This window comes from Vibrio sp. ABH4_348 (assembly GCF_056159765.1).
Genome location: NZ_JBSWVW010000001.1, coordinates 914,118 through 940,430, shown reverse-complemented (window position 1 = coordinate 940,430; position 26,313 = coordinate 914,118). Strand labels below are relative to the sequence as shown.

Below are 26,313 nucleotides of genomic sequence, written 5' to 3'. Positions count from 1 at the left end.
ATACCTATGTAACTTCAAGAAGCTAGTGCACTGCAGGCTCTTTGTTGTTTTGGTATTCGAACTCTAGGTGATCTTTTACCAAGGTAACTTTCACCGTACCACCACTCACTAGCGCTCCAAACAAGAGTTCATTAGCCAGAGGTTTCTTAAGCTGCTCTTGAATGACTCTGCCCATCGGACGAGCACCCATGGTTTTGTCATAACCTTTCTTCGCAAGCCAATGCCTCGCATCATCCGCCACTTCCATTGAAACGCCACGAGCATCAAGCTGCGCTTGGAGTTCTACAATAAACTTGTCGACGACTTGATGAATAACGACTTCGTCCAGACTATTAAACCAGATGATGTTGTCCAAGCGATTCCGGAACTCTGGAGTGAACACCTTCTTGATTTCCGACATCGCATCGTGACTGTGATCTTGCTGAATCAGTCCAATCGATTTCTTGACCGTTTCTGCAACACCAGCGTTGGTGGTCATCACCAAAATCACATTTCGGAAGTCAGCTTTACGACCGTTGTTGTCAGTCAAGGTACCGTTATCCATAACTTGCAGCAGCAAGTTAAAGATATCAGGGTGTGCCTTTTCAATCTCGTCTAGTAAAACCACTGAATGAGGATGTTTGATAACGGCATCAGTTAACAAACCACCTTGATCATAACCTACGTAGCCCGGAGGAGCGCCAATTAATCGACTAACCGAGTGGCGTTCACCATATTCAGACATATCGAAACGAAGTAACTCAATGCCAAGTAACTTGGATAATTGTACGGTCACTTCCGTTTTACCAACACCAGTAGGACCTGCAAATAAGAACGAACCAACTGGTTTATCATCAGCACCCAGTCCAGCGCGGCTCAACTTAATTGCTTCACTCAAAACATCAATCGCTTGGTCTTGACCAAACACCAACATTTTCATTTTCTCATCGAGTGTTTGCAACGTGTCTTTGTCGCTAGATGAAACCGATTTTTCTGGAATACGAGCCATTTTGGCTACCATGGATTCAATATCGCCGACACTGACCGTTTTTTTGCGGCGGCTCGCCGGAACCAATCGACTTCTCGCACCTGCTTCATCAATCACATCAATCGCCTTATCAGGAAGATGACGTTCATTGATGTATTTGGCCGATAGTTCTACCGCGGCTCTCAGTGCTTTGTTGGTGTAGCGAACCTCGTGGTGCGCTTCGTACTTAGTTTTCAACCCCATTAAGATCTTAGTGGTGTCATCTAAGCTAGGCTCGATAATATCGATTTTTTGGAATCGGCGTGAAAGGGCACGCTCTTTTTCAAAGATGTTACTGTATTCTTGGTAAGTGGTAGAACCAATGCAGCGCAACTTGCCGCTACTCAAAAGTGGTTTGATAAGGTTCGCCGCGTCCACTTGACCACCTGACGCTGCACCTGCGCCTATGATGGTATGAATTTCATCAATAAACAGAATCGCATCGTCTTCTTTTTCTAGCTGTTTCAGAATCGATTTGAAACGCTTCTCGAAGTCACCTCGATATTTGGTACCTGCCAGCAAAGAACCAATATCGAGCGAGTAGATAATACTGTTCTTAATCACATCAGGAACTTGTCCTTCAACGATACGCCACGCTAATCCCTCAGCTATTGCAGTTTTACCCACCCCAGCTTCACCGACAAGCAACGGATTGTTTTTACGGCGGCGACACAAGACTTGAATAGTTCGTTCTAGCTCTTTATCTCTGCCAATAAGCGGATCGATACCGCCAATTCGAGCCAATTGATTAAGGTTGGTAGCAAAGCTTTCTAACTTTTCTTCTGAACTATTTTCTTCGACATTATCACTGCCGAATGAATCGGAAGAGGAATCTTCTTCTTCGTCAGAGTTGGACGCTTTAGTAATGCCATGAGAGATGAAATTGACAATATCTAAACGGCTAACGTCATTTTTCTTCAGCAGGTAGGCAGCGTGTGATTCTTGTTCACTAAAAATAGCCACTAGCACGTTTGCGCCAGTAACTTCACTGCGGCCAGACGATTGCACGTGAAACACCGCGCGTTGCAATACTCTCTGGAAACTCAATGTTGGTTGAGTCTCACGAGTCTCATCGTTTTCAGGAATTAAAGGTGTGGTTTGGTCAATGAAGATATCGAGTTCACTTTTCAGCGCGTCGATATCGGTATGGCAAGCAATGAGCGCCTCTCTAGCAGCATCGTTTTCAAGTAATGCTAATAGGAGGTGTTCAACAGTCATGAATTCATGGCGCTTGTCTCTTGCTCTTGAAAACGCGCCATTTAGGCTCGATTCTAATTCTTTATTCAGCATATGGACCTCCTGAAATAAATACGTCTGCAATGTCGCGTCTGATCACGCTTCTTCCATTATGCAGAGTAAAGGGTGCTCATTTTCCCTTGCATGGGACGTGACTTGCGCCACTTTTGTTTCTGCCACTTCCGCCGTAAACGTGCCGCAAATCGCTTTTCCGTCGTAATGCACTTTAAGCATCACTTCTGTTGCTGCATCGATATTCATTGAAAAGAAACTTTGTAAGACGTGGATAACAAAATCCATCGGTGTGTAATCGTCGTTCATTAACATCACGTTATACATCGACGGCGGTTTAACTTTGGTTTCTTCTCTCTCCAGTAGATCTGAGTCTGGAGTCACCCATTCAAAATGCTTACTCATGACGTTATTAAAACCATGTACCTTGCTAGGGATCTTATCATTATTGAAATGTTTTTAGTCGAGCTAGGTTGTCAGTAAGCGCCGTGAATCAGTTGTTAAAAATTGGCCTTACTAAGAGCCTAATTCAGCAATTGTATCGCTGCAAATAAAAGATTGCTATTCGGGTAACATCTGAAGACAAACGATTAACAGCAAAAGACATTTTGATACCCTTCCCACAAAACAGCTCTGTCTTAATTAGTCAAGTTATCAAAATGTAAATCTCAAAACTGATTTGTTGGCAAATATGTCGACTATGCGACTTTTTTACTATTGACTGTCTATGATCATCGACTACATTGGTCAAATAGTGACTAAAAAAATGTCTTTGATTGAATCGTTATTCGTTCAACATGCTGATGGCGTTGCGTTAATTAGTCCGATTTTTGACAACTTCAGTAATAAAAATGCGAGAGGGATGTATAGCATGGCTACAGGTACAGTTAAATGGTTTAACAACGCCAAAGGATTTGGTTTTATTTGCCCTGAAGGCGAGGATAGTGATGTGTTTGCACACTATTCAACCATTAAAATGGATGGATACCGTACACTGAAAGCTGGACAGCAAGTAAACTTCGAAGTGGAGGAAGGTCCAAAAGGCTACCATGCTAGCGAAGTCACACCTGTGGAGTGCGAAGCCGCTAAGTAATTGGTTAGAATTAAAAAAACCCGCCAACTGGCGGGTTTTTGTCGTTCCAGCTAATTGTTAGCCAATAATAGCATTCAAAGTAGCACTTGGACGCATTAACGGAGAAGCTTTCGCATCTTCAGGTGCGTAGTAGCCACCTAGCTCACCAGCAACACCCTGCGCGTTGTTTAGCTCAGAGACAATCGTCGCTTCGCCTTCAGTCAATTTGGCTGCGATAGGTGCAAACTCGGCTGCTAGCTCAGCATCTTCTGACTGCGCTGCAAGCTCTTGTGCCCAGTACGTAGCCAAGAAGAAATGACTACCGCGGTTATCCAATTCACCCACTTTACGAGATGGCGACTTATTGTTGTCTAGGAATGTACCTGTTGCGCGGTCAAGCGCATCGGCAAGTACTTTTGCCTTGCTGTTACCTGAGTTGATGCTTAGGTGTTCCAGAGAAGCAGCAAGTGCCAAGAATTCACCTAGTGAATCCCAACGCAAGTGGTTTTCTTTTTGAACCTGCTGTACGTGCTTAGGCGCTGAACCACCCGCACCTGTTTCAAACAAGCCACCACCATTCATCAGAGGAACAATTGAAAGCATTTTCGCTGACGTGCCAAGCTCTAGAATTGGGAACAAGTCAGTTAGGTAGTCACGCAATACGTTACCAGTAACAGAAATCGTATCTAGACCTTGCTTGATACGCTCTAGAGAGAACTTACACGCTTCCAATGGTGCTAGGATCTTAATTTCAAGTCCATCTGTGTTGTGCTCTGGAAGGTATTGATTAACTTTCTTAATCAACTGAGCATCGTGAGCACGGTTTTCATCTAACCAGAATACCGCTGGTACACCAGTGGCACGCGCGCGAGTTACCGCAAGCTTAACCCAGTCTTGGATAGGTGCGTCTTTCACCTGACACATACGGAAGATATCGCCCGCTTCAACATCTTGTTCTAGTAGAACAGTACCTGCTGCATCGACAACACGAACCGTGCCGTCTTGCTCAAGAGTAAATGTCTTGTCGTGTGAACCATACTCTTCTGCTTTTTGAGCCATCAAACCAACGTTTGGCACACTACCCATAGTTGTAGGGTCAAACGCACCGTGCTCTTTACAGAAGTCGATCACTGCTTGGTAAATACTTGCGTATGAACGATCTGGAATGACGGCTTTAGTATCTTTTTGCTTACCGTCCGGACCCCACATTTGGCCAGAAGAACGCAGCATTGCAGGCATAGATGCGTCAATGATGATGTCACTTGGTACGTGCAAGTTAGTGATACCGCGATCAGAATCAACCATTGCCATTGGCGGTTGAGTTTCGTATACCGCGTTTAGATCCGCTTCAACCTGTGCTTTTTGGTCAGCTGGTAGAGATTCAATCTTAGCGTAAACATCACCAATACCATTGTTTACGTCAACGCCTAGCTCTTCAAACAACTTACCGTGTTTTTCGAATACATCTTTGTAGTACACCTTCACACAGTGACCAAAGATGATTGGGTCTGAAACCTTCATCATGGTTGCTTTCATGTGCAGCGAGAACAATACGTCTTGCTGTTTGGCTTCTTCAATTTGCTCTTCGAAGAACTTCACTAGCGCGTTTTTGTTCATTACTGAACAATCGATCACTTCTTTGTCTTGCAGTGCGAACGCAGATTTTAGCTCTTTTGTTGAGCCGTCTTTAGAGACAAATTCGATGCGTACGTCGGTGGCACCGTCAACGGTATGAGACTTTTCAGAACCAAAGAAGTCTTTATCAGCCATGCTAGACACGTGAGACTTAGAATCTGAGCTCCAAGCACCCATTGAATGCGGGTTTTTCTTGGCGTAGTTCTTTACTGAGCCTGGCGCGCGACGGTCGGAGTTACCTTCGCGAAGTACAGGGTTTACTGCACTACCCTTAATCTTGTCGTAGGTTGCTTGAACCTTCTTCTCTTCGTCAGTTTTTGGCTCTTCTGGGTAGTTAGGAAGCGCGTAACCTTTTGCTTGCAGTTCAGCAATCGCGGCTTTCAACTGAGGAATAGAAGCTGAAATATTTGGAAGCTTGATAATGTTCGCTTCTGGTGTTTTGGCGAGTTCACCTAGTTCTGTCAACGCATCGCCAATGCGTTGTTCTTCGGTTAGATACTCAGGGAAGTTTGCAATAATACGTCCAGCCAACGAGATATCACGTGTCTCTACATTGATGCCAGACGAAGCCGTGAAGGACTGAATAATCGGTAGCAAAGAGTAAGTTGCTAGCGCTGGCGCCTCATCGGTAATGGTATAAATAATTGTAGGTTTTTCTGTAGGCATGAAATTTCCCTATTGTTCTATACAACGTCGCTCTTCAATCATTGATAATGACATTGTGTGAATGTGCACAAGTAGAGTTTGTCAACCGACTTGTCTCTTGTGATTACTTTGTCTCGTTATTGTGTGATGCCTTTCCTTAGGGCAAAGTCCATGAGAACTTGTTCTACCCAATCACGAGTATATACTTACAGCGCAACGTATCTGCACGTCAAAGCTTTATTGAAAATTGGGCGCGCAAATCATAGCTTATTTCAGTTTTCCTTAAAATGGTCAACCACACTTCGTTTACATTTTTGCAAGGTAGTTAACATGTCCTCAGGCGTTCGCACGTCAAACCCGCGCCACAAGAAAGCTAAGCCATCCACTTCTTCGGGCTCTAAAAATCATCTCGAGAAGCAACGCAGATCTCGGCGTAAACCCAAGTCAGTAAGGCCATCGATCGACCGGAGCGAAAGGAAAATCGTTCTTTTCAACAAACCCTATGATGTACTCAGCCAATTTACCGATGGGGACGGTAGACAGACTCTCGCAGACTTTATTGATGTCAAAGACGTGTATGCCGCTGGTCGACTCGACAGAGACAGTGAGGGACTGTTGGTGTTAACCAATGACGGTAAGCTTCAAGCCAAACTGACCCAGCCACAATCGAAATCCCCAAAAACCTATTGGGTACAGGTTGACGGTGATCCAGCTGAATCCGATTTGGACAAACTTCGCAACGGTGTTGAGCTAAAAGATGGCCTGACCTTGCCTGCCAAAGTAGAAAGGATGGAAGAACCTAACGTGTGGCCTCGCAATCCGCCAGTGCGTTTTAGAGCCAATATTCCAACCACTTGGTTAGCTATCACTCTTATTGAAGGTCGTAATCGACAAGTGAGACGTATGACGGCCAATATTGGTTTTCCGACACTGCGTTTGATTCGCTATCAAGTCGGGCCTTGGACTGTGGATAACATCGCTAATGGCGCTTGGAAGCTAGCCGATTCCTAATACCGGGTTTAATTACAAAAAAACGCCAGCTTGAAATAAGCTGGCGTTTTTTAATCAAGGGCTAACTCAGAGCTTAGTCTTGCTCTTTCTTAGCAGCGGTTACTGCGATAGCTAGCTCATCTAGGGCTGCTGGATTCGCCAAACTTGGTGCGTCTGTCAATAGACAAGATGCTGCCGTCGTTTTCGGGAATGCAATCACATCACGAATATTCTCGGTACCACATAGCAGCATAGTCAGGCGGTCTAGACCAAATGCCAAACCTGCGTGAGGTGGTGTACCGTATTTCAGTGCGTCTAGCAGGAAGCCAAACTTAAGCTGTTGCTCTTCCGCATCAATACCTAGAATATCGAATACTGCAGCCTGCATCTCTGCATTGTGAATACGAACTGAACCACCACCGACTTCATAGCCATTAATAACCATGTCATAAGCGTTTGAGTTCGCAGCCGCTGGATTCGCTTTTAGCTCTTCCGCGTTCACACCTAATGGCGAAGTAAATGGATGGTGCATCGCGTGCAGGTTGCCTTCATCGTCTTCCTCAAACATTGGAAAATCGACAACCCAAAGCGGTGCCCATGCTTTAGTATCGGTTAGCTCTAGGTCTGTACCTAGTTTCAAACGAAGTGCACCCATGGCTTCTGCAACTGTATTAGCCTTGTCAGCACCAAATAGAATAATGTCACCGGTTTGAGCGTTGGTACGCTCCAAAATGCCGTTAATAACATCTTCGTTTAGGAACTTAGCTACTGGAGATTGAATGCCTTCTAGACCTGCTTCACGATCGTTGACCTTCATCCACGCTAGGCCTTTCGCACCATAGATGCCAACAAACTCACCGTAACCATCGATTTGCTTACGCGTTAGTTTAGCGCCACCCGGTACGCGAATTACCGCAACTCGGCCTTTTTCATCGTTCGCTGGACCCGAGAACACTTTGAATTCGACGTCTTTCACCAAGTCAGCAACATCAACCAACTCTAGTGGGTTACGCAAATCCGGCTTATCAGAGCCAAAACGACGAATCGCTTCGCTAAATGGCATAATTGGGAAGTCGCCAAGGTCAACATTCAGCAACTCTTGCCACATATCGCGAACCATCTTTTCTGTCGTCGCACGAACTTCTTCTGCGCTCATAAACGAGGTTTCGATATCGATTTGGGTGAATTCAGGCTGGCGATCGGCACGCAAGTCTTCATCACGGAAACACTTAACGATTTGGTAGTAACGATCAAAACCAGACATCATTAACAGCTGTTTGAATAGCTGTGGAGACTGAGGCAATGCGTAGAACGACCCTTTGTGCACACGACTTGGAACCAGGTAATCGCGCGCACCTTCTGGTGTTGCTTTGGTAAGTACCGGTGTTTCAATGTCTAGGAAGCCATTTTCATCCAGAAAACGACGAACAAAGCTCGATGCTTTAGCGCGCAGTTTAATGCGGTCACTCATTTCCGGACGACGTAAGTCTAAGTAACGGAACTTTAGACGCTGTTCTTCTGAATTGTTTTGGTTAAAGTCCAACGGCAAAACGTCAGAGCGGTTGATAATTTCTAGCGACGTTGCCACTAACTCTACTTCACCCGTTGCCATATCTTTATTGATTTGGCTTTCTGGACGAGCGCGAACTTCACCAACAAGTTTGATACAAAATTCATTGCGAAGCTGGTTAGCCACTTCGTATGCTTCTTTTAGATCCGGATCCACTACAACTTGAACAACACCCTCACGATCTCGCATATCAATGAAGATAAGTCCGCCTAAATCACGGCGGCGGTTAACCCAACCACAAAGTTCAACCGATTGTCCTACTAGGGACTTGTTCAAGTGACCACAATAATGGGTGCGCATAGTGTTTTCCCGATCTAAATAATAATGTTGTAACCAATACGTTTGGTATTTCGAATTTCGTTGAACTGATTCAACGACGCGTTACTATGTCACGCAAGCAAGCAATTGCCTACGATTTTGCGCCGATTATAGCGTTAAACAGACAAATTCTTCAAAACTCTCGTAACGAGAATTTATTTCTGAAGATCTGGTTGGTTATCATTTAAACAAATCAGAAGTTGATTGGCCCAATTTAGGCTGGAAAGGAAAGCATTAAAATGTCAAAAAACTTGCCATTACGACTTGGGCTCGCCATGTGGTCACACAATGACTGGCAGCAGCGATTTTACGGCAAAGGCACCAAAAACGCGGAAAGATTGGAGCGTTACTCACAGGTATTCCATACCGTTGAAGGAAATACGACGTTTTATGCATCCCCTACTCCACACACCGTAAACAACTGGCATAGCGCAACACCAGAGGATTTCCGCTTTACCTTCAAACTCCCTCAAGCCATCACGCATCACAACGCACTGGCACATAGTGACGACATATTGTTTGAGTTTTTGAAGCTAATGGAGCCTCTGCAAGAAAAAATCGGTCAATGGACCATTCAGCTACCAAAAAGCTTTTCACCTCAAGACTTACCCAGTTTACAAGCGTTAATCGCCAAGATGCCTGCTCAATCTTCTATCGGCATTGAGGTGCGCCATCCCGCATTTTTTGCCAAAGGCCCTGAAGAAAAGCACTTTAACCAATGGCTAATGGAACAAAAACTCAATCGAGTGATTATGGACAGCCGCCCTGTATTTGCCGCCCCAGCAAACACGCAAGCCATCATTGATGCCCAGCGTAAAAAACCAAGAGTGCCAGTTCATGCGATTGTGACCCACAACCGCCCTATGATTCGTTTTATCGCTTACCCCGAACTGGAACGGAACCTTGAGTTTTTTGCTCCTTGGCTCAACAAACTGCCAGAATGGATTGTATCGGGTCATCAGCCCTATCTGATGATCCACACTGCAGACAATATCTGTGCGCCGGAACTAGCACTTACTCTTTATCAGGCACTTAGCCAAAACACAGCGTTACCACAATTGAATGAATTCCCCGTTTCTGAAGATAAACGACAACTGGATATTTTCGGTTGACCATTCGTTTCTCTCCTCTGCGTATCAGGTAAAAGTGCCACTGTAATTTGCTCACTACGTAGCGCAACAGATAGGGTGACACTGGCACCAATTTCACCTAAAATACGCGCCCTTAATTTCGGTATTCACAGCAGTTCGTGATGGGTAAGAGTCTATGAGTAATAAAGACACCATTTTTTCAGCGCCAATCAATAAAATTGGTGACTTTACGTTTGATGAAAAAGTGGCGGAAGTCTTTCCTGACATGATCCAGCGATCGGTGCCCGGCTACAGCAACATCATTTCGGCAATTGGAATGTTGGCTGAACGTTTTGCAAGTGAAGATACGAAACTCTACGATTTAGGCTGTAGTCTGGGGGCGGCGACCTTATCCATGCGCCGTCACGTTATGGCGAAAGGCTGTGAAATTGTCGCGGTAGACAACTCTCATGCCATGGTCGAACGTTGCAAACTGCACGTCAACGCCTATAAAAGCGACACACCCGTCACCGTCATTGAAGATGATATTCGCGATGTCGAAATCTCTAACGCTTCTGTGGTGGTGTTAAATTTCACCCTACAGTTTTTGAATCCTGATGATCGCTTAGCGTTACTAAAAAAAATCTATCAAGGACTCAACCCCGGCGGTGTTTTAATCGTTTCTGAAAAATTTGTGTTTGACGACCAAGTCTCCAACGAATTGTTGATTGATTTGCACCACGATTTCAAACGCGCCAACGGTTACAGCGAGCTCGAAATCAGCCAAAAGCGCAGTGCCATTGAAAATGTCATGCGTCCTGACTCTATTGAGACTCACAAACAGCGCTTTGCGGATATCGGTTTTTCCAGCTGTGAAGTCTGGTTCCAGTGTTTTAACTTCGGCTCCATGTTAGCCATTAAATAGGCCTTTCTATGTTTAACTTTGCGAATGTCTACCAACTGTTGGCGAATGACACTTTATTGCAGCCTTGGCTCAACACACTACCAAAACAATTAACTGATTGGCAAAACGCAGAACACGGTGATTTTGGCCGCTGGCTGAAAGCATTAAAGAAAATCCCTTCTTTGCAGCCAGACCAAATCGAACTCAAAGATGCCGTGCGTATTGCAACCAGCGATGAATTACCAAATGGTGAAATTAAAAAACTAGAAAGTCTGTTGCGCACTTTTCATCCTTGGCGCAAAGGACCTTATGAAGTTCACGGTATTCAAATTGATACCGAGTGGCGCAGTGACTGGAAGTGGGATCGAGTTCTACCCCATATTAGTCCATTAAAAGACCGTTCAGTATTAGATGTCGGCTGCGGCAACGGCTACCACATGTGGCGCATGTTGGGAGAACAAGCGCGTTTGTGTGTCGGCATCGATCCTTCGCATTTGTTTTTAATCCAGTTCGAAGCGATTCGAAAGCTAATGGGCGATGACCAACGCGTACACCTGCTGCCGCTTGGTATTGAACAGCTTCCGGAATTAAACGCCTTCGATACAGTTTTCAGTATGGGTGTGCTTTACCACAGACGTTCGCCGCTTGATCATCTGATTCAACTTAAAAATCAGTTAGTGTCAGGTGGCGAATTAGTGCTAGAAACCATTGTGATTCCGGGTGATGAAAACGCAGTATTGGTTCCTAAAGACAGATACGCGCAAATGCGCAATGTTTACTTCTTCCCGTCAGCAAAAGCGCTGAAAGTTTGGTTGGAACAAATCGGTTTTGAAAACGTGCGTATTGTCGATGAAACGTTAACGACCACCGACGAACAGCGCACTACTGATTGGATGACGCATAACTCGTTGCCAGACTATTTGGATGCCAATGACCCAACTAAAACCGTTGAAGGCTACCCGGCCCCACGCCGAGCTACGTTGGTTGCGAATAAACCCTAGTCCCGGCTAACCAAGTGTCACAACGCCCTTTATTAAAAGGGCGTTGTGCGTTTAAGCAGTTACTGAAGTAGTTAACTTCCAGCCATGCGTTTGCTGCTGAGCGTCCCAAAGTGTTTGATACAATCCAGATTCTACTATCAAATCACTGTGTTTGCCGCTCTGTACTATTTGGCCTTTATCAAGAACCAAAATTTGATCAGCGCTAACCACGGTGTTCAAGCGGTGAGCAATCATAATCACGGTTTTGTTGTGAATTAACTCATTGATAGCACATTGAATTTCATACTCATTTTCTGGATCTAATGACGCTGTCGCTTCATCCAGTAACACTATTGGCGCATCTTTCAATATTGCTCTGGCAATAGACAGCCTTTGTTTTTCACCACCAGATAACGTGGCGCCACCTTCACCAATCACGGTATCAAACCCATCAGGTAACGACATAATGAAATCGTAGCAACGAGTGGCTTTACATACCCGCTCCACTTCTTCACGATTCACGCTGTCTTGGCCTAATGTGAGATTATTAAATAGTGTGTCATTAAATAAGTAGACTTCTTGAAACACCATACTGATATGGTCTGCTAGGTTTTCTGCAGTAAGCGTTTTTATATTTTGACCACCAATTCTGATTTGCCCTTGTTCCACATCCCAAAATCTTGCCAACAAACTGGTAATGGTTGTCTTTCCCGATCCAGATGGCCCCACTAGCGCAGTTAGCGTGCCAGGCTGACACTGAAACGATACGTCCGTTAAAACGGTGTCATCTTCGTAACCAAACGTCACCTGTTCAAATTGGACATCTGCCACCAAAGGCTGCTGGTTTACACCTTGAGGCAATTCAGGCGCATCTAGAACATCAGATATGCGATTGGCCGCTTGCTGCATAAAGCTGTACTCGGCTAGAAAAATCGCAATAGCGGTCAGCGGCCTGAAGAAACGGCTCGACACCAGCAGGAACAAAACCACGACGTCTGGTGTTATTTGACCACCAACAGACAAATAAACCAAGGTAACAAGCAACACACCAAAACCCAGTTCGACTAAACAAATAAAACCCAATGGAGCGGTACTTGCCACAAATTCGTGTTTGAGAAGTAAACCTTGTAAGTCTTTGAGTTTCGAGTCCAAAGTACCAAATCGGTTGCCAGTGAGGTTGTAAGCTTGTAATACCTTAATAGCTTGAATGTACTCGATCAGTGAGCCAGTAATACTCGCTACTAAATCCAGTAGCTTTCGACTCATTACTGCACCGATTTTGCGCAGAACAATGAAGGTTGCTATCGCTAGGGGTAGACCCGCACACATTGCCAAACCTAAACGCCAATCTTCAATCGACAGTCCGATTGCGACCAAACTAACAAGGCTGATTGTCACCACAAGTTGTGCGAACAGGTGAGAAAATATTTGTTCGGTAAAGGTAACATCTTGCAGCATGGTATTGTTGAGCGCGCCAGGATCTTGCTTGAGTAGATACCCCATAGGAACACGTTTAAGTTTATTAGAAATGTTATTCCTAATATCAACGCCAGACTGGTAGCCAAATTGATTGTTTGAGATAAGTGCAAATCTAGATGCAATTACGCGTAATGCCAGCAAGATTGCTATCGTGATACAGCAGCCCCAAATATAATCCAGATCAGGCTGTGACTGAAATAGCTCTCGAACGACAAGGTACAGCGCGACAAAAGGCAATCCAGTTAGCATCGCCTCTATAAAACCTAATGCAATATTTTTTGGGAAAGCCAGGTCGTCTCTGCCCGTCATTTTTTTCATCTGATTAAGCATAATAATCGACCTCCTTTTCCTCGCGTGTTTTACTCTCAGTTGCTTGTTCAGACTTTTGAGATTGAGTCGACAAACTCCAATCTTGCGACTTTTCATGAGAAGTCCACATAGCACGATACGTTTTGCATTGCTCGATAAGCACTGAGTGTTTGCCTGCCCCCACCAGCTTGCCTTGTTCCATCACTAAAATTTGGTTGGCATCAACGATGGTGGATAGACGATGCGCGATAACAAACACGGTTTTGTCTGCAATCAGAGCATTTAAAGCATGTTGGATCTGAGCTTGATTATTGGCATCGGCGTATGCGGTCGCTTCGTCAAGAATAAGAATCGGAGCGTTTTTCAAGATGGCTCGAGCAATGGCAATCCTCTGCTTTTCCCCACCACTTAGGTTGGTACTTTCCCCGATAACTGTGTCGTAGCCATTCGGTAGGCTGCAAATGAATTCATGGGCCTGCGCCGCTTTTGCAGCAGACTCTATCTCTTTTTGATCTGCGACTGCACCCATTGCAATGTTGTCTTTAACTGACAAACTCAGCATGGTGCTGTCTTGAAACACGAAGGAGACATTTTCCATTAAGTCTTGGCGAGACAAATCCCGGATATCTACGTCACCTAATTTGATACGGCCACTAGTTACATCGTGGAAACGAGCCAACAGCAATGCTAGCGTCGATTTCCCTGCTCCTGATGGGCCAACGATCGCAGTTACCGTGCCTTTGGACGCCGAGAAGCTGACGTTATCAATAACGTTCGGAAGGTTTTCATCGTATTTAAAGCTCACGTTCTCGAACCTAACATCCGTAGTTTGGATAGACTTACTAACTTCAGGCTCAGGCAAGGTCGAAGCACTCAAAAGATTTTGCAGACGTTTCACCCCCTCGAATATCTGGCTCAAGTACCCTGAAAGTAACGTTAGATTATAAAGCGGCTCCATCATGCCAACACCGAGCAATATACATAAAACTAAGCTCGGTATATCTAGCGTTCCTTGAGACCAGAACCAAACACCAGCTGGCAGCAAAACCACCAAACCCGAATCAAGCAACGTCTTGAAAAAGGCAAAGGGCCATCCAGCGTCTTGAATCCAGTCATCAACGAGTTTGTGATAGTGGCCTAGGCTCTGCGATAACTGCTTATTGGGTTTATCACCAGCATTAAATGCTCTGATCACAGGCATCGCTTTCATGTATTCAGTAACCGTGGTATTTAGCTGTTCTAGTGACTGATGATAAGCCTCTGTCTTTTTCTCAAACCCGCGATACATGATTACTTGAATCAGTATGGCTAGAGGAAGGGGTATTAAAGAAATGAGCGCCATTCTTACGTCAATGAAAAGTAGGAAAATAAACACCATGAGAGGTGATAAAATAGCACTTACCAAGTCTGGTATGTGGTGAGCGACAAACAGCTCTACACGGTCAATATCTTCGGATAGGATTTTTTTAACCTTTCCAGAACTGCGCGAAGTGAAATAACCCAAGGGTAACTTTGCCATGTGTGCCAATGCTTGGGTTCTCACGTGATATTGAATAGCAAACGCCGCTTTGTGAGAGAGAAGCAAGGAACACAGCAACAGCAAATAGCGAAGTAACATACACCCAATAGCGGAAGCCACTAACGGCCATGCAGACTCAAGTGTCATTTCGCCTGAGATAAGTTGCTCCAGAAGCAAAAAAACAAACACGTAGGGCGCTAGAGAAATGACTGAGCTGATTCCTGCAAACACCATAGAAAACCACAGTTTTAGCTTGTGCTCAGCCGCCATTTTAAAGAGCCAGCTTAAGCTGGCTTTGCTGGTTTCGTTCATAGATAACCTCGTTTAGAACTCGATTTTTACGTCAATACCAAACAGGCGTGAGCTAATAAGTGAGCGCACAAAAGGTTCCGCTAGCGAAGGCATAGCACTTTGAACACCAAACTCATCAGTTAGATTATTTACCCACAGTCTAGCGCTCCAGTCATAAGCGTCATAACCGATGCTGGCATCCCAAACTTGGTAAGAATCCAGCTTAAATTCATTGGTAGCAGTCGTGTACTTATCACCGATGTAGCGGGTTCCTACTCTGGCAAACCAATCTTGATACCAAGTACTAATCCCGAAATTGGCGGTGATTTCTGGCGTTTCTTCAATACGTTTACCACCGACATCTTTGCCATTAGCTTTTGAACCTGAATCGTAAGTGGTGTCTACCCATGCAAAACCACCATCTAAGGTGACATGCTCTCCAAGGCTTAGGTTTCCTTCTATTTCAAAACCGCGCCCGGTTGCCCCTTCGATATTTATGGCTCTTATACCAGCTGTACTTTCTTCCATGGAATGAATGTCTTTTACAAGCATGTAAAACACATTGGAGGTAAGCATGAGATTGTTAGAACTAAATTTGTAGCCTAATTCAAACTCGTCAGACGTTTGTGGTTCGAATCTCGCACTTGCGATGTTTGAGGTATTGTTAATGAAGTTGTATCCACCGGGAAGATAGCCTCGGTTATATGAGAGGTAGCTACTCTGCTGATCATTAAACTGCCAGCTAAGCGCAGCTTTTGGTAAGAATGCTCTGTCTATCTCGCTGCCGCTAAATTTGGCAAAAGTGCCTCCCATTTTAGGGTTATTGTGGTCTGCCGATTTTTTAACTTGTTGCAATCGGCCGCCGGTTACAAACTGCCAACCATCAGCAAACTTCCATATGTTTTGTCCAAACAAAGCAAAGGTTTGGCCTTTTTGATCGCCATTGGTATCCAGCATCACACTTAATTGATTTCCAACTCGATTAAAATAACCATTGTGAATATGCTTTGTTATCAATTGCTCAGCGTACGCACCTACCAACAATGAATTGCTGTCAGTTATGTGTGACCAACGTGTTTCAAAGTTGAATTCTTGAAATTCAACGTCCGTTAAACACTCCATATTCTGCGCACCTGTATCACAATCCAAATGTGCTTTGTAATCTTGATTGCGAGATGAACCTAAGAACTCAAGTTCACCGCTATCTAGTTGGTGGGTATACCCTAGTTTGTAGTTGAGCGATTTAATCCGTTGGTTGTTGTCAAAGTTATGGTTGACGTTTTTCGGGTGAGACGTAGGCGCACCAACGAGCGAGCTAACGGTATCTTGATAGCTGTAGCCGTATTTTCTGTCATCATGGAAAACTGCAACACTGAGCGTTCCGTTGTCACCGATGTCAGCATCAATACCTCCGTTCACATAGAACTCTTGCTCTCGGTCTACATTTTTCGAAGAAACCGAAGTATCAGCATAAGGTAAATCCCCGTCGACATTGGTGTATGTTGAGTTCAGCTTTACCCTTACATTGTCGCCAATGCCAGTTGTGACAAATCCGTTTAAACTATACGTACCTTTGCTACCTGCTCTGGCGCTCACCGCGCTGGCAGTTTCTTGTTGAGCTTGTCGTGTGGTGATATTAATTACACCGCCAATGTTGTTTTTGCCGTAAATCGCACCAGCCGGACCGCGAACTGCTTCTACCAACTCAATATCATTAATGTCAAATGAGATGCCGTTGCGATGAGAAAGGGGAATGCCGTCTACATAAACGACAATCGGTGAGCTACCCTCAAATACTGAGGCATTGCTACCGCGATAATTGATATCTAATACGCCATTGTAATCACCCGCAAGGGAAACGCCCGGAACCTGCTCAATAAGTTTGGACACGTTGGTAATGTTACGTTCAGCGATATCATCAGCGGTAAGTAAGGTGATGGTCTCTGCACTTTCCAACCAAGATTCTTCTACTCGGTTCGCGGTAACGGTAATGGTTTCATGAGAGTCAGCTTGTTCCATAACACTGACGTTTTGGTCGTCCGCTACTGCGTTGCCAGCTAAAACAACCAACCCTGGCAAAAATAGTTTTTTCATTAGGTACTCCTTGATTGAGCGGAGTACTTTAAACAACCACCATAGAAAAACCGCCCAGAAACGGATTTTTTCAAGCTTTTGTTTTAATTGAATTTTAACCTGATCATTTCTATAAGATAATCCGTATTTGAGCGGTTTATTTTGTTCAGGCTGGCAAACTGCTTTTCTTTTTCGGTGTGTTTTCCCATGAAAATCTTATCTGCAAAATTTGCACCCTTGGCTTACCTGTGGTGCTTAAGTTCATCCATTTTGTCTTTTTGTATGCTTGTGGTTCCCGTTATTATGAGGCAACAAGGGTTTGACTTAGCCACGATAGGTATGATGTACGCGCTCGCCATGCCGCAATTATTTAAGTGGATCTGGGGCCCCTTTATCGACAAATTTTCGCCCTTGGGAAAAGCAGAATCTGGATGGCTTGGGATTATTCTCGTGGCAACAGCTCTTTGCATGGGTGTTATTTCGATGTTGGAGCTCAAAGAAAACTTCTGGCTTATATTTGGCCTGATGATGTTCGGTAGCTTGACCAGTAATTTACTCACCTTAGTCTGCTGTTCAATTGTGGTGAAACAACACAGTAAAGATGAGCAAGGATGGTTAAACGGCTTGATGGTTTCGACTATGTCAGTTGGGATGATTTTAGGCGGTGGGTTGCTCTTGTATGTATACGAATCACTTGGGTGGCAGGGTTCGCTATTAACCTTGGCTCTGGCATCTTTGTTGGGCTTGTTCATGTTACCCAAAACAACACAGCAGACCCAATCAAGTGAAAAAGTTCAATTCAAACGGATTTGGACGCTATTCAAAAAGCCAGGGATACGCAAGTGGGCGTTAATCATGATGCTGTTTTACGGTGCCAACCAAGGGGTATACGCCATGATTAAACCCTTTATGGTTGACGTAGGTATTAGCAACCAATCAATCGCTTTATTGACTGGTTTGTTCAGCTCAATCGTTGGCGTTATTGCAGGTGTACTCGGCAGTATCATGGTGAAAAAGCTGGGAGCCAGAAATTCACTGAATATGCTCGCGGCACTACTCGCAATATCCGTTGTTTGTTTTATTCAGGTAGAAGGCCACGCAATGCCATTGTTGTGGCTGTATCCCGCTTGCGGTTTATTGATCTTTTCAAGCTTCGCGGCGTTTACCGTAGTTTGTATTGTCTCGATGACCTTCTGTGATGAAGAAACCGCAGCAACTGATTTTTCGATATTGTCAGTGTTACCTTACCTTGGAGCCATGCCGCTCGCCACGCTTAGCGGCTGGATTACTGAGTCATTAGGTTACAAACAGTTCTTTATTCTGTCTGCTGTACTATCTATCGCATCGGTTATTTTGATTTATCTCGTCTATCGTGGTGAGAAAGATGTCTTCTATAGAAACCAAGCTGATCAAGAGCAACAGATCATCATAAATTGATTGCTGAATCCCGTTTCTATTCAATCGGAAGCGGGATTCCTTTGATGTTTTTTAAATACTGCCTCGGTGTTTGGCCGTAGTGTTTTCTGAATGCCGCAGAAAAATGACCGTGATTCCTATAACCGACTTCATTGGCAATATTGATTACTTTCTCTTCGCCATTAACCAACAACTCTCGCGCCTTTTCCATTCGGTATTGCTGTAAGAACCCAAAGGCAGTTTGTTGAAATACCGCCTTAAACCCCTGTTTAAGTTTGAAATCATTTAAACCAACCTGACGAGCTAATTCGATAAGTGTCGGCGGGTTTTCCATATTGGATGCGAGAATATCGCGCGCTTGATGGATCTTTTGAACATCAATTGGACTGAGATGACAATTACATTGACCGTTTTGCAAATATATTTGATGGATGATCTCACCACACAACTGCCAGCCTAAACCACGTTGTTTAAGCCGAGAGCAAAACGTATCATCTTGCAGTCCATCTAGTAGTGTAATTGACTCTAATATCGCTGGTGTTGCATCAACAAGTAAGTAAAAAGGTTCAGGGTCCGATTTAAACACTCCTGAAAACCGTTTGATCACTGCCTCATTTTGATCTTCATTAATCATATCTTTAAACATGGTTAACGGTAGAGATACCGAGACCCCCTTCATGTTGGTTTTCAACATTCTGGTGTAGCCCGCTGTTTCCGCTGAGTAATACACGACTATTTTTTTAGTCGGCACGACAAAAGTTTGATTAATTGAGGCAATGTAGCATTCACAAGTACCTGCCAAATTGACAAACAGATTCAGTAATTTGTTTTCATAGGTATTGTCGGACCACAGCTCCACTGCGCGATTGAAATGACCGGTATAGGTGTTTAGGTGAATACCATCTTGTAATTGTGTGTTTCTGACGGACATTTGACCAAAACTGTTATCTTCCAACAAAATACATGATTCAGTTGCCTTTTCGGTCATTTCTTTGTGGTCGAACTCGTAGCGGAAAAATTTGCTCATACCAATTGAGAATGATTATTAATAACAATGAGAGATTAATGTTATTAACTTAAGTATTCAAGTTATTTGACGTATCACTCCAATCAATCTTGACGCAGAAAATTCTTTGCTATTGATAAACTTACGCTTATAACACCATGAATATTTGCATAATAAAAAAGCCAGACTGGTTAACCAGACTGGCTTTAGGGGAATTGTGGCTATCGAACTATTCGCTCATTTCTACACTTAAATTGGCGGGTGACACTTGTGGCGTTTCCATCTGAGATTGCTGACCAAACCCCTTTAAGCCAACGACGTGTACATGTTCTCTATCTTTAAAGATTTTACGAACCAGCTTGTAGGTGGTTCCGCGCTCTGGGCTAATGTTTTCTGGTGCCGCGATAAGCAGTTGCATGTCCAATCTTTCACACAACTCAAAAAGCGTGGCGATGGATTTGGCATCCAAACGCGCCGCTTCATCCAAGAAAAGAAGTCGGCATGGCACTAAGTCTTTGGCTCTCAGTCTGCGCGATTCTTCTTCCCAGCTTTGAATCACCATCAGCAAGATAGACTGACCCGTGCCGATTGCTTCACCAGTCGACAGAGCACCAGACTCAGCCTGAAGCCATCCTTCTGCTCCGCGATTGACCTCTATCGACAACTCGAGATAGTTACGGTAGTCCAGTAGTTCTTCACCCAATACCTGAGCAGAACGCTGCCCCATATCAATATGTGGATTCACGCGTTGGAACAACTTCGCCATGGCCTCTGAGAAGGTATATCTATGACTCTCAAACAGGTCTTTGTGGTTCTCTTGTTGTTCAGACAGACCACGGAGTAACACCTCATGACTTTCCCGAACTTTAACGTTAAGCCTAACCCCTTTCACTTGACCAAAGGCAATCGCTGACAAACCTTGGTTTAACATGCGAATTCGATTCTGCTCTCGTTGAATGGTCTTCTGAATAATGCTGGCTGCCGCTTCACTGCTGATCGCTAGGCGAGCTTCTCGCTGGGTCAACTCTTCGGTAAGTCTTGCCAACTCAACTTCCATCTCTTCAATGGCTTCAACCGGATCATCGGTATGAATAATGTCCTGGCGAATACGCTCTCTCAGGTGCTGGTAGACCGCAATGTAAAACAGCACTTTTCTCTCTGGATACGCATTGTCTTCCGATGCACGTAACGCATCTCGCAGATCGTCGTTGGCGGCTACCGCCAAGCGAAGCGCACCCAAGGATTTGTCAGACATGGAGCGAAGTTCGCCAGCAGACAAGTAAGCCAATTCAGGTTTGTTCAAACGTCGTTCCACGTCATGAGCTCTCGCCAAACGCATCACACCACGCCACCCTGCTTTCGCTAAGACAATAAAAGTTCTTAGCTCCGCATACGCTTTTTTCTGTTTCTTGAGTTGCTTGACCAGGCCTTTAAGTTCTAGCTCGGCCGCCGTTGACACTTTTTCAAATTCCGCTTGTTTTTGACGAGCAGTGGTCAACGCCAAATATAGCTCTTCTTTTCTTTGCTCAGCGCGTTCTAACGCGATGTGGTCTGCTGCAACGCCGAACTCCGCCATTTCCTGTTGAAACTCGTTCATGGTTTCTTTTTTGGCTTGGTAAGTACTTTTTAGCGACGCCAGTACCTGCTGGTACTGCCCAAACTGATTTTGGTTTTGCTTGAGCACTTCCCTAGTTCGAACCTTGCTGTCTTCAGCTTGTGTGAGCTTCGCTTTTAGTTTTTCACTTAGGTCACTGCTTTCATTCAAGATATCGACCGAGTCTTGGTAGGCAAAGTGAGATTTACGCTCAATGACATCCGACAAGGCAAAAATGGTCGATTTGGTAGCCTGAAGCGCTCGGTCTGCACTCTCGTGCTCAGAGCGCAATTCATCAAGTTTTTGCGGGTCCGTTTCTAACGCTGACGCACATTGTCTAAGCTTTTCCAACGCGGACTGATTGGCTTGTAAGAAACGTTTCGCATCACGTAACGTTTCCAACTGCAATTGCAACTGGTCAAATCTTGCCTGCAAACCGTGGTCTTCGAGAAGTCCGATGTTAACCGCCATTTTATCAAGTAGTGTTAACGCGCTTTTGCTTCTGGCGATTTGAGCTTCAACGGACTTTACCGTTTCTTTAGCTTGCTGAAGTTCGCGTTCATTGACTGTGCGCTCAGTTCGCAACTTCTGCAGTTCAATTTCAGGGCTAGTATCAAACGCGATTTGAATATATTGAGAAACAAACTCATTAAATGTTTGGTATAGGCGATGCAGCTTTTGTGAATCGAATGCCGCCTTAGCGTGCTGCTCGACTACCTCATCTTTCTGCGCTCTCAGTTTTTCTAAACGAGATTCTCTGGCGGCTCTGCCAAACACAGGAATTTCAGGGAATCGGGAGTAACGCATTTGACGTTGGTTTAGCCTCACGCAAACAGCGTCTTGCAGCTCATCAGCATTAAAACCGCTGTCATCAAAAGCGTCGACATCGCCCTCAATCAAATACAAGTCTTCAGGGCAGTCGTCTAAATCAACCAGCTTTTCTTCAATACCGGACAGGTCAGACACCACAATCGCGTGACGAGCGGGTCCGTACATGGCACTGAAATACGGTGCATCTTCTAACGTAATGTCGTCGTAGATTTCGGTAAGTAACACGCCACCCAAGGTATCCGCGAGTCCTTTCAGACGTGGGTCATTGGAACCGCCTGGTGACGCCAAGCGCTCGATTTCAAGCTCCAGTGATGAACGTTGCTCTGCCAGCTTATCTTTCTCGACAGACAAGCGCTTCTCGTTCTCTAGGGTGTTTTGCATCTCTCGCATCACCTGAGAACGATCGCTGAGTTCAAGACCTGATTGTTGACGCAGCTCTTCCAATTTAGAGTTAGCAATCAACCATTGAGGAGCCAAAGATTCAAGCTGCTGAATACGTTCATCAGCACGTTGGCGAGATTGCTTTGCTTCGGTTACTAGGTCACGCTTCACTTCGCGCTGCTGATTAAGATTCTCTATGGTTTCTTGTTGCAGCTCTTTTTGCAATTCCAGCTCGGCTTCACTATCGACAAGAACTTGGTTAAGTTCGAGGTACTCGGCTTGCGCTTGGTTCGCGTTTTTTTGGTTAGCAAGTTTGGCCGATAGCTCTTTGTGACTTGCAATCAACTGCGCTTCTTGACCAACAATTTGCTGGAAATCTACTGCCTTTTGAAGGGAGGCTTTGGCATGGGAAGAGGCGTTGTCGCGAGTTACATCTGGAACAATTTGCTTAACTAATGCCAACGCTTGCTCGAACTGCTCAGCCGCTGCTGCTGATAGATCCAGCTTGTGTTTAAGCGACAAGATGGCTTGAGTTTGCGATTGCTCGGTTTGCTTGAGCTCTTGCAAATGTGACGCAGCGCTCTCTGGGGTCAGTTCTGAGTCTTGCAACAATTGAGCGGCTTTGTTCAGCGCCTGCTCCGCTTGTTGGTACTGAAGCGCGCGAGTTTGCTGAATATCTAACGCTTGCTGGTAGTCAGCCAACTGTGTTTTTAGGCTATCCACTTCTTGCTCAGCAGATTGAGCTTGCTCTTCACAGATGTAGACCTGCTCTTGCGCTTCTTCGACCACCATAGTTTGCTCTTCCAATCGCTCGGACAGTTCAAACAGATCATCTTGGTAGCGTTCAATTTTTTCTTTTTGGCGTAACGCAGTTTGCACTAACTGCATATGGTCAGAAGCCGATTGATAATCTTGCTCTAAGTCGCTTTGCTGTTCAGTCAATAGGCCTAGCTGCTCTTGAGCATGTTGCAACGCTTGGTTATGTTCTTTGAGCGAGCTTTGCGCGCCAAACATTTCAGCTCTTAAATTTAGTGCTTGCTGCACTTTAGCGCGACGTTCGTTAGTATGGCGCATGTAGTCTGAAGCGACATACTGGGTGGACTCAGTAATTAAATGCTTAAACAGATCGCGGTCCGACTGCGTGGTTTTGATCGCCTCAAGGGTCATGCGATTCTCACGAAGTGCTGACTCCATGTCTTGAAACGCTTTTTTTACCCCGCCATTTTGTGGCAACAAGTAGTCTCGAAGAGAACGTGTAATCGCGCTAGAGATCCCGCCATAAAGCGATGCTTCAATTAGACGGTAAAACTTAGAGCGGTCACTGGTATTTCTTAGTTTTTTCGGAATCACACCCATTTCAAACATGTAGGCGTGATAATCCGTCACTGAGTTGAAGGCTTTAAATTGCACGCCTTCCAGTTCAGCGATCGCTTGTTTGACCTCTGGTAACTGCCTAACTCGAGCTTGATTGTCACTTATCGTTTCGATCAAAACTTGGGTGGGTTTAAGAGCAACTGGCAAACCTTGAATGACAAACGGCTTGATATCGACCTTTTTATCTCGCCCCGCCACTTGCTGTAGCTTTACGACAAAAATCACTCGCTGCTTGCGCGAGTTGACGATGTCTAGCGCCGCATAACAAGCTCCCGGTTGTAGCTTGCCGTACAAACCTTTATCGCGAGACGATTGAGTACTGCCGGCCTCGGTCGTATTGCGAAAGTGCAATAAGCTTTGGTCTGGAATCAGCGTGGTAATGAACGACGCCATAGTTGTAGATTTACCGGCACCATTACCGCCAGATAACGTGGTGACTAACTGATCAATGTCGAAGGTACGTGCAAAAAAGCCGTTCCAGTTGACCATAGTTAGTGATTGATATTTACCGCGTTCAATCATGCTTCACCTGCCATTTGATTCGCTGATTCATCGTCTTCTGATGCTGTATCTTCTTCAGTAGCTTCCGCTTCCGAAACATCGAGAAGACTGCCCTGTGATGGGGCTTCGTTGTGAACGACCGCTTCGCCATCGCGAATTAGGCGTAGTTGCGCTTCTTTTAAATCGTCGCCAACTCGAACATCGGCACCAAATCTAAATACCGCTTCACTAATTTTGAATTTGCCGTTTTCACCGACATTGATCACCATACCCAAGCGTTTTAAGCGGCGTAGTGAGGTTCTAACCTTTTCAAATAGCTTATCTTTGTCGAGGTCGGACCCCGATGCTCGGTTGGTCACCAGTTTCATCAGCTTCTTATCATCGGTTAACGAAAGAAGCTCATCATAAAGCTCTTGATTGGTGAAAATGCCCTCATGAGCCAAACGCTCCGGGCTTAGGTATAGAAAACACAGAACTTTACCGACCAACATATCTAGCTCAGAAAGTACACTGCGATTGATCAATGTAGTCGAGCGTGGGCGTAAATAGAAAAAGCCTTCCGGCGCCTTGACCAGTTCAGTATTGTAACGTTGATAAAACAACGCTAACTCTGGTTCAAAATCAGCAAGTAATGCATGATTATCAATATCTTCGGTAGAGATGTGTCTACCTGATCTCAGCATGCTGTCGAGCGCCGGAAACAGTGGGTTGGCGATCGCCTTTGCCAAGTTCTCTGGCATGTATTCGTTAATATCTGTTGATGACATTTGCTTGTACCTTGGCACCAAATTCGTTGATTGCCTGCCAATCGGGTTGAATGGCGGCATAATCGGACTCTGAATAGCCTAATCGAACCGCTTGGTCGACTAGGATGCGTGCTAAATCAAAATGGAGAGCATAAGGGTGAGTAGCCAAATAATCTCGCAACACTTCACTGAGATCGATTGGCATATTTTGCTCTTTATGCGCTTTCAATAAATGACCAATTCGACTGGAAAGCTCGTCGTTCACTTTTTCGATCTCTTGATACTCAACTTCCGCCGGTGCAAATCCGGTGACTTCATCATTGCGCAGTACCAATGTTTCATCTCTTAGATCGGCCAATTTCTCAGCATCGGCAAAGGTAAGTAACCAGGGCGCATCGAAATAGTCCTTTAGCGACTGTCGTAAGCGACTACTAAATGCGCGATTCTTGTCCATATCAATGGCGGTACGAATGAACTTGTGAACATGTCGGTCATAGCCGATCCACAAATCTATCGCTTGCTGGCCCCAGTTAATGATGCGATCCAGCTTCATTTGCAAACCAAATAAGGTCTCACCAATAAAGTCCAATTCTTCGCGATCTTGAACCTGCTCTTGGATATCGAGTATTTGGGTTTGCATTTCATTACCCGCCGCTTGCAACGTGTCTTGCAATTCGCGAAGTGTCGAAGAGGTTTCTGTCAGCAGCTTTTCACAATTATTGATTGCCTCACGCCAATCTTTATTCAGCAGTTCAGCGATTTCTTGTTTAACGGATTGCTGTTGTTCATCCATAACTCGCTGGTTTAGGTCAATTTGATCAAATATTTCACCGACCGAGTAACGCAGCACGCCGTAGACTTTGTTTTTCCAGAAGCTGAGATCACCACCTTTTTTGGCAGCGGACACCACTTTGGCCATTTCGTCTGCCACCACTGACAGCTGAATCGACAACTTTAGCTTTGAAAACTCGCGATGTCGCACGTAATAGTCACTGATACCAACTGCCAAAGGAGATAGTCGATAAATACTCGCCCCATCGGTGACTTCGCTGGTAAACCGGCTCAACAAACGTTGTTGAACCAAATCATTAATCGCATTGTTTGCCCGAAAGGCTGACGTACTACCAGTGTCAGGGAATAAGTCGCTGACAATGGCAAACGCATCATGAAGCTCACCTTCTCCAAGCTCTTCGTCATATCGTTCTTGGCTTAAGACAGAAAGCGCAATGACAAATGCCAGTCTTTCTGTGGAGAGGTTGAGAGAAAAGTCGTGCTGTTTTACCCAACCGACTAACTCGTCTAAGGATTGCTCCATGAGCGCAGTTGTTTGTTCACTCATGTTGTTACCTAGCTTT

At 44.9% G+C, this 26,313-nt stretch carries 17 protein-coding genes; 6 read left to right on the top strand and 11 right to left on the bottom strand.

What is annotated here, in order from left to right:
- Positions 1-22 precede the first annotated feature (22 nt).
- The gene (gene clpA, locus ACXAFJ_RS04305; protein WP_475321663.1) at positions 23-2,296 is read right to left on the bottom strand and encodes an ATP-dependent Clp protease ATP-binding subunit ClpA; all 2,274 of its coding nucleotides are present in this window, start codon (positions 2,294-2,296) and stop codon (positions 23-25) included.
- A gap of 42 nt (positions 2,297-2,338) precedes the next feature.
- Positions 2,339-2,659, bottom strand: a complete 321-nt coding sequence (clpS, locus tag ACXAFJ_RS04300) for an ATP-dependent Clp protease adapter ClpS (RefSeq protein ID WP_475321662.1) — start codon at positions 2,657-2,659, stop codon at positions 2,339-2,341.
- Between the two features lie 466 nt (positions 2,660-3,125).
- Here clpS and cspD point away from each other — a divergent pair, with 466 nt between their 5' ends.
- Positions 3,126-3,347 carry a cold shock domain-containing protein CspD gene (cspD, locus tag ACXAFJ_RS04295; protein ID WP_475324057.1) on the top strand — a complete coding sequence of 74 codons (222 nt, stop codon included), beginning with the start codon at positions 3,126-3,128 and terminating at the stop codon, positions 3,345-3,347.
- Positions 3,348-3,404: 57 nt separating this feature from the next.
- On the opposite strand, the gene ACXAFJ_RS04290 is transcribed toward cspD, so the two are convergent.
- Positions 3,405-5,627: an NADP-dependent isocitrate dehydrogenase gene (locus ACXAFJ_RS04290; RefSeq protein WP_475321660.1), complete on the bottom strand. Its 2,223-nt coding sequence runs from the start codon at positions 5,625-5,627 to the stop codon at positions 3,405-3,407.
- A 309-nt stretch (positions 5,628-5,936) separates the two neighbouring features.
- Between ACXAFJ_RS04290 and ACXAFJ_RS04285 the strand changes: the two genes are divergently transcribed.
- On the top strand, positions 5,937-6,617 hold the full coding sequence (locus tag ACXAFJ_RS04285) for a pseudouridine synthase (protein WP_475321659.1): 681 nt from the start codon (positions 5,937-5,939) through the stop codon (positions 6,615-6,617).
- 73 nt (positions 6,618-6,690) lie between these two features.
- Here the strand turns inward: ACXAFJ_RS04285 and aspS are convergent, their stop codons facing one another.
- The gene (aspS, locus tag ACXAFJ_RS04280) at positions 6,691-8,466 is read right to left on the bottom strand and encodes an aspartate--tRNA ligase (RefSeq protein ID WP_475321658.1); all 1,776 of its coding nucleotides are present in this window, start codon (positions 8,464-8,466) and stop codon (positions 6,691-6,693) included.
- Between the two features lie 257 nt (positions 8,467-8,723).
- Here aspS and ACXAFJ_RS04275 point away from each other — a divergent pair, with 257 nt between their 5' ends.
- From ACXAFJ_RS04275 to cmoB, 3 genes are all read left to right on the top strand, one after another.
- Entirely contained in the window at positions 8,724-9,596 is an 873-nt protein-coding gene (locus ACXAFJ_RS04275) for a DUF72 domain-containing protein (protein ID WP_475321656.1), read from the top strand.
- 154 nt (positions 9,597-9,750) lie between these two features.
- Positions 9,751-10,479 carry a carboxy-S-adenosyl-L-methionine synthase CmoA gene (cmoA, locus tag ACXAFJ_RS04270; RefSeq protein ID WP_475321655.1) on the top strand — a complete coding sequence of 243 codons (729 nt, stop codon included), beginning with the start codon at positions 9,751-9,753 and terminating at the stop codon, positions 10,477-10,479.
- An 8-nt stretch (positions 10,480-10,487) separates the two neighbouring features.
- Positions 10,488-11,459, top strand: a complete 972-nt coding sequence (gene cmoB, locus ACXAFJ_RS04265) for a tRNA 5-methoxyuridine(34)/uridine 5-oxyacetic acid(34) synthase CmoB (RefSeq protein ID WP_475321654.1) — start codon at positions 10,488-10,490, stop codon at positions 11,457-11,459.
- A gap of 51 nt (positions 11,460-11,510) precedes the next feature.
- Here the strand turns inward: cmoB and ACXAFJ_RS04260 are convergent, their stop codons facing one another.
- Genes ACXAFJ_RS04260 through ACXAFJ_RS04250 form a run of 3 tightly spaced genes read right to left on the bottom strand, consistent with a single transcriptional unit; the run spans position 11,511 to position 17,130 of the window.
- On the bottom strand, positions 11,511-13,247 hold the full coding sequence (locus tag ACXAFJ_RS04260) for an ABC transporter ATP-binding protein (RefSeq protein WP_475321652.1): 1,737 nt from the start codon (positions 13,245-13,247) through the stop codon (positions 11,511-11,513).
- Positions 13,240-15,057 (bottom strand): ABC transporter ATP-binding protein, encoded by a 1,818-nt coding sequence (locus tag ACXAFJ_RS04255; protein WP_475321651.1) that lies wholly within the window; start codon positions 15,055-15,057, stop codon positions 13,240-13,242. Before ACXAFJ_RS04255 ends, ACXAFJ_RS04260 begins: the two co-directional genes overlap by 8 nt.
- Before the next feature lie 12 nt (positions 15,058-15,069).
- A complete protein-coding gene (locus tag ACXAFJ_RS04250) occupies positions 15,070-17,130 on the bottom strand; it encodes a TonB-dependent receptor (RefSeq protein WP_475321650.1) in 2,061 nt (686 codons plus the stop codon).
- A 186-nt stretch (positions 17,131-17,316) separates the two neighbouring features.
- On the opposite strand from ACXAFJ_RS04250, the gene ACXAFJ_RS04245 reads away from it, so the two are divergent.
- The gene (locus ACXAFJ_RS04245; protein WP_475321648.1) at positions 17,317-18,546 is read left to right on the top strand and encodes an MFS transporter; all 1,230 of its coding nucleotides are present in this window, start codon (positions 17,317-17,319) and stop codon (positions 18,544-18,546) included.
- A gap of 16 nt (positions 18,547-18,562) precedes the next feature.
- On the opposite strand, the gene ACXAFJ_RS04240 is transcribed toward ACXAFJ_RS04245, so the two are convergent.
- From ACXAFJ_RS04240 to mukF, 4 genes are all read right to left on the bottom strand, one after another.
- Positions 18,563-19,552: a helix-turn-helix domain-containing protein gene (locus ACXAFJ_RS04240; protein WP_475321646.1), complete on the bottom strand. Its 990-nt coding sequence runs from the start codon at positions 19,550-19,552 to the stop codon at positions 18,563-18,565.
- A 208-nt stretch (positions 19,553-19,760) separates the two neighbouring features.
- The gene (mukB, locus tag ACXAFJ_RS04235) at positions 19,761-24,233 is read right to left on the bottom strand and encodes a chromosome partition protein MukB (protein ID WP_475321645.1); all 4,473 of its coding nucleotides are present in this window, start codon (positions 24,231-24,233) and stop codon (positions 19,761-19,763) included.
- The gene (gene mukE / locus ACXAFJ_RS04230) at positions 24,230-24,979 is read right to left on the bottom strand and encodes a chromosome partition protein MukE (RefSeq protein ID WP_475321643.1); all 750 of its coding nucleotides are present in this window, start codon (positions 24,977-24,979) and stop codon (positions 24,230-24,232) included. Before mukE ends, mukB begins: the two co-directional genes overlap by 4 nt.
- Positions 24,960-26,297, bottom strand: coding sequence for a chromosome partition protein MukF (gene mukF, locus ACXAFJ_RS04225; RefSeq protein WP_475321641.1), 1,338 nt, complete (start codon positions 26,295-26,297; stop codon positions 24,960-24,962). Before mukF ends, mukE begins: the two co-directional genes overlap by 20 nt.
- Between the last annotated feature and the right edge of the window lie 16 nt (positions 26,298-26,313).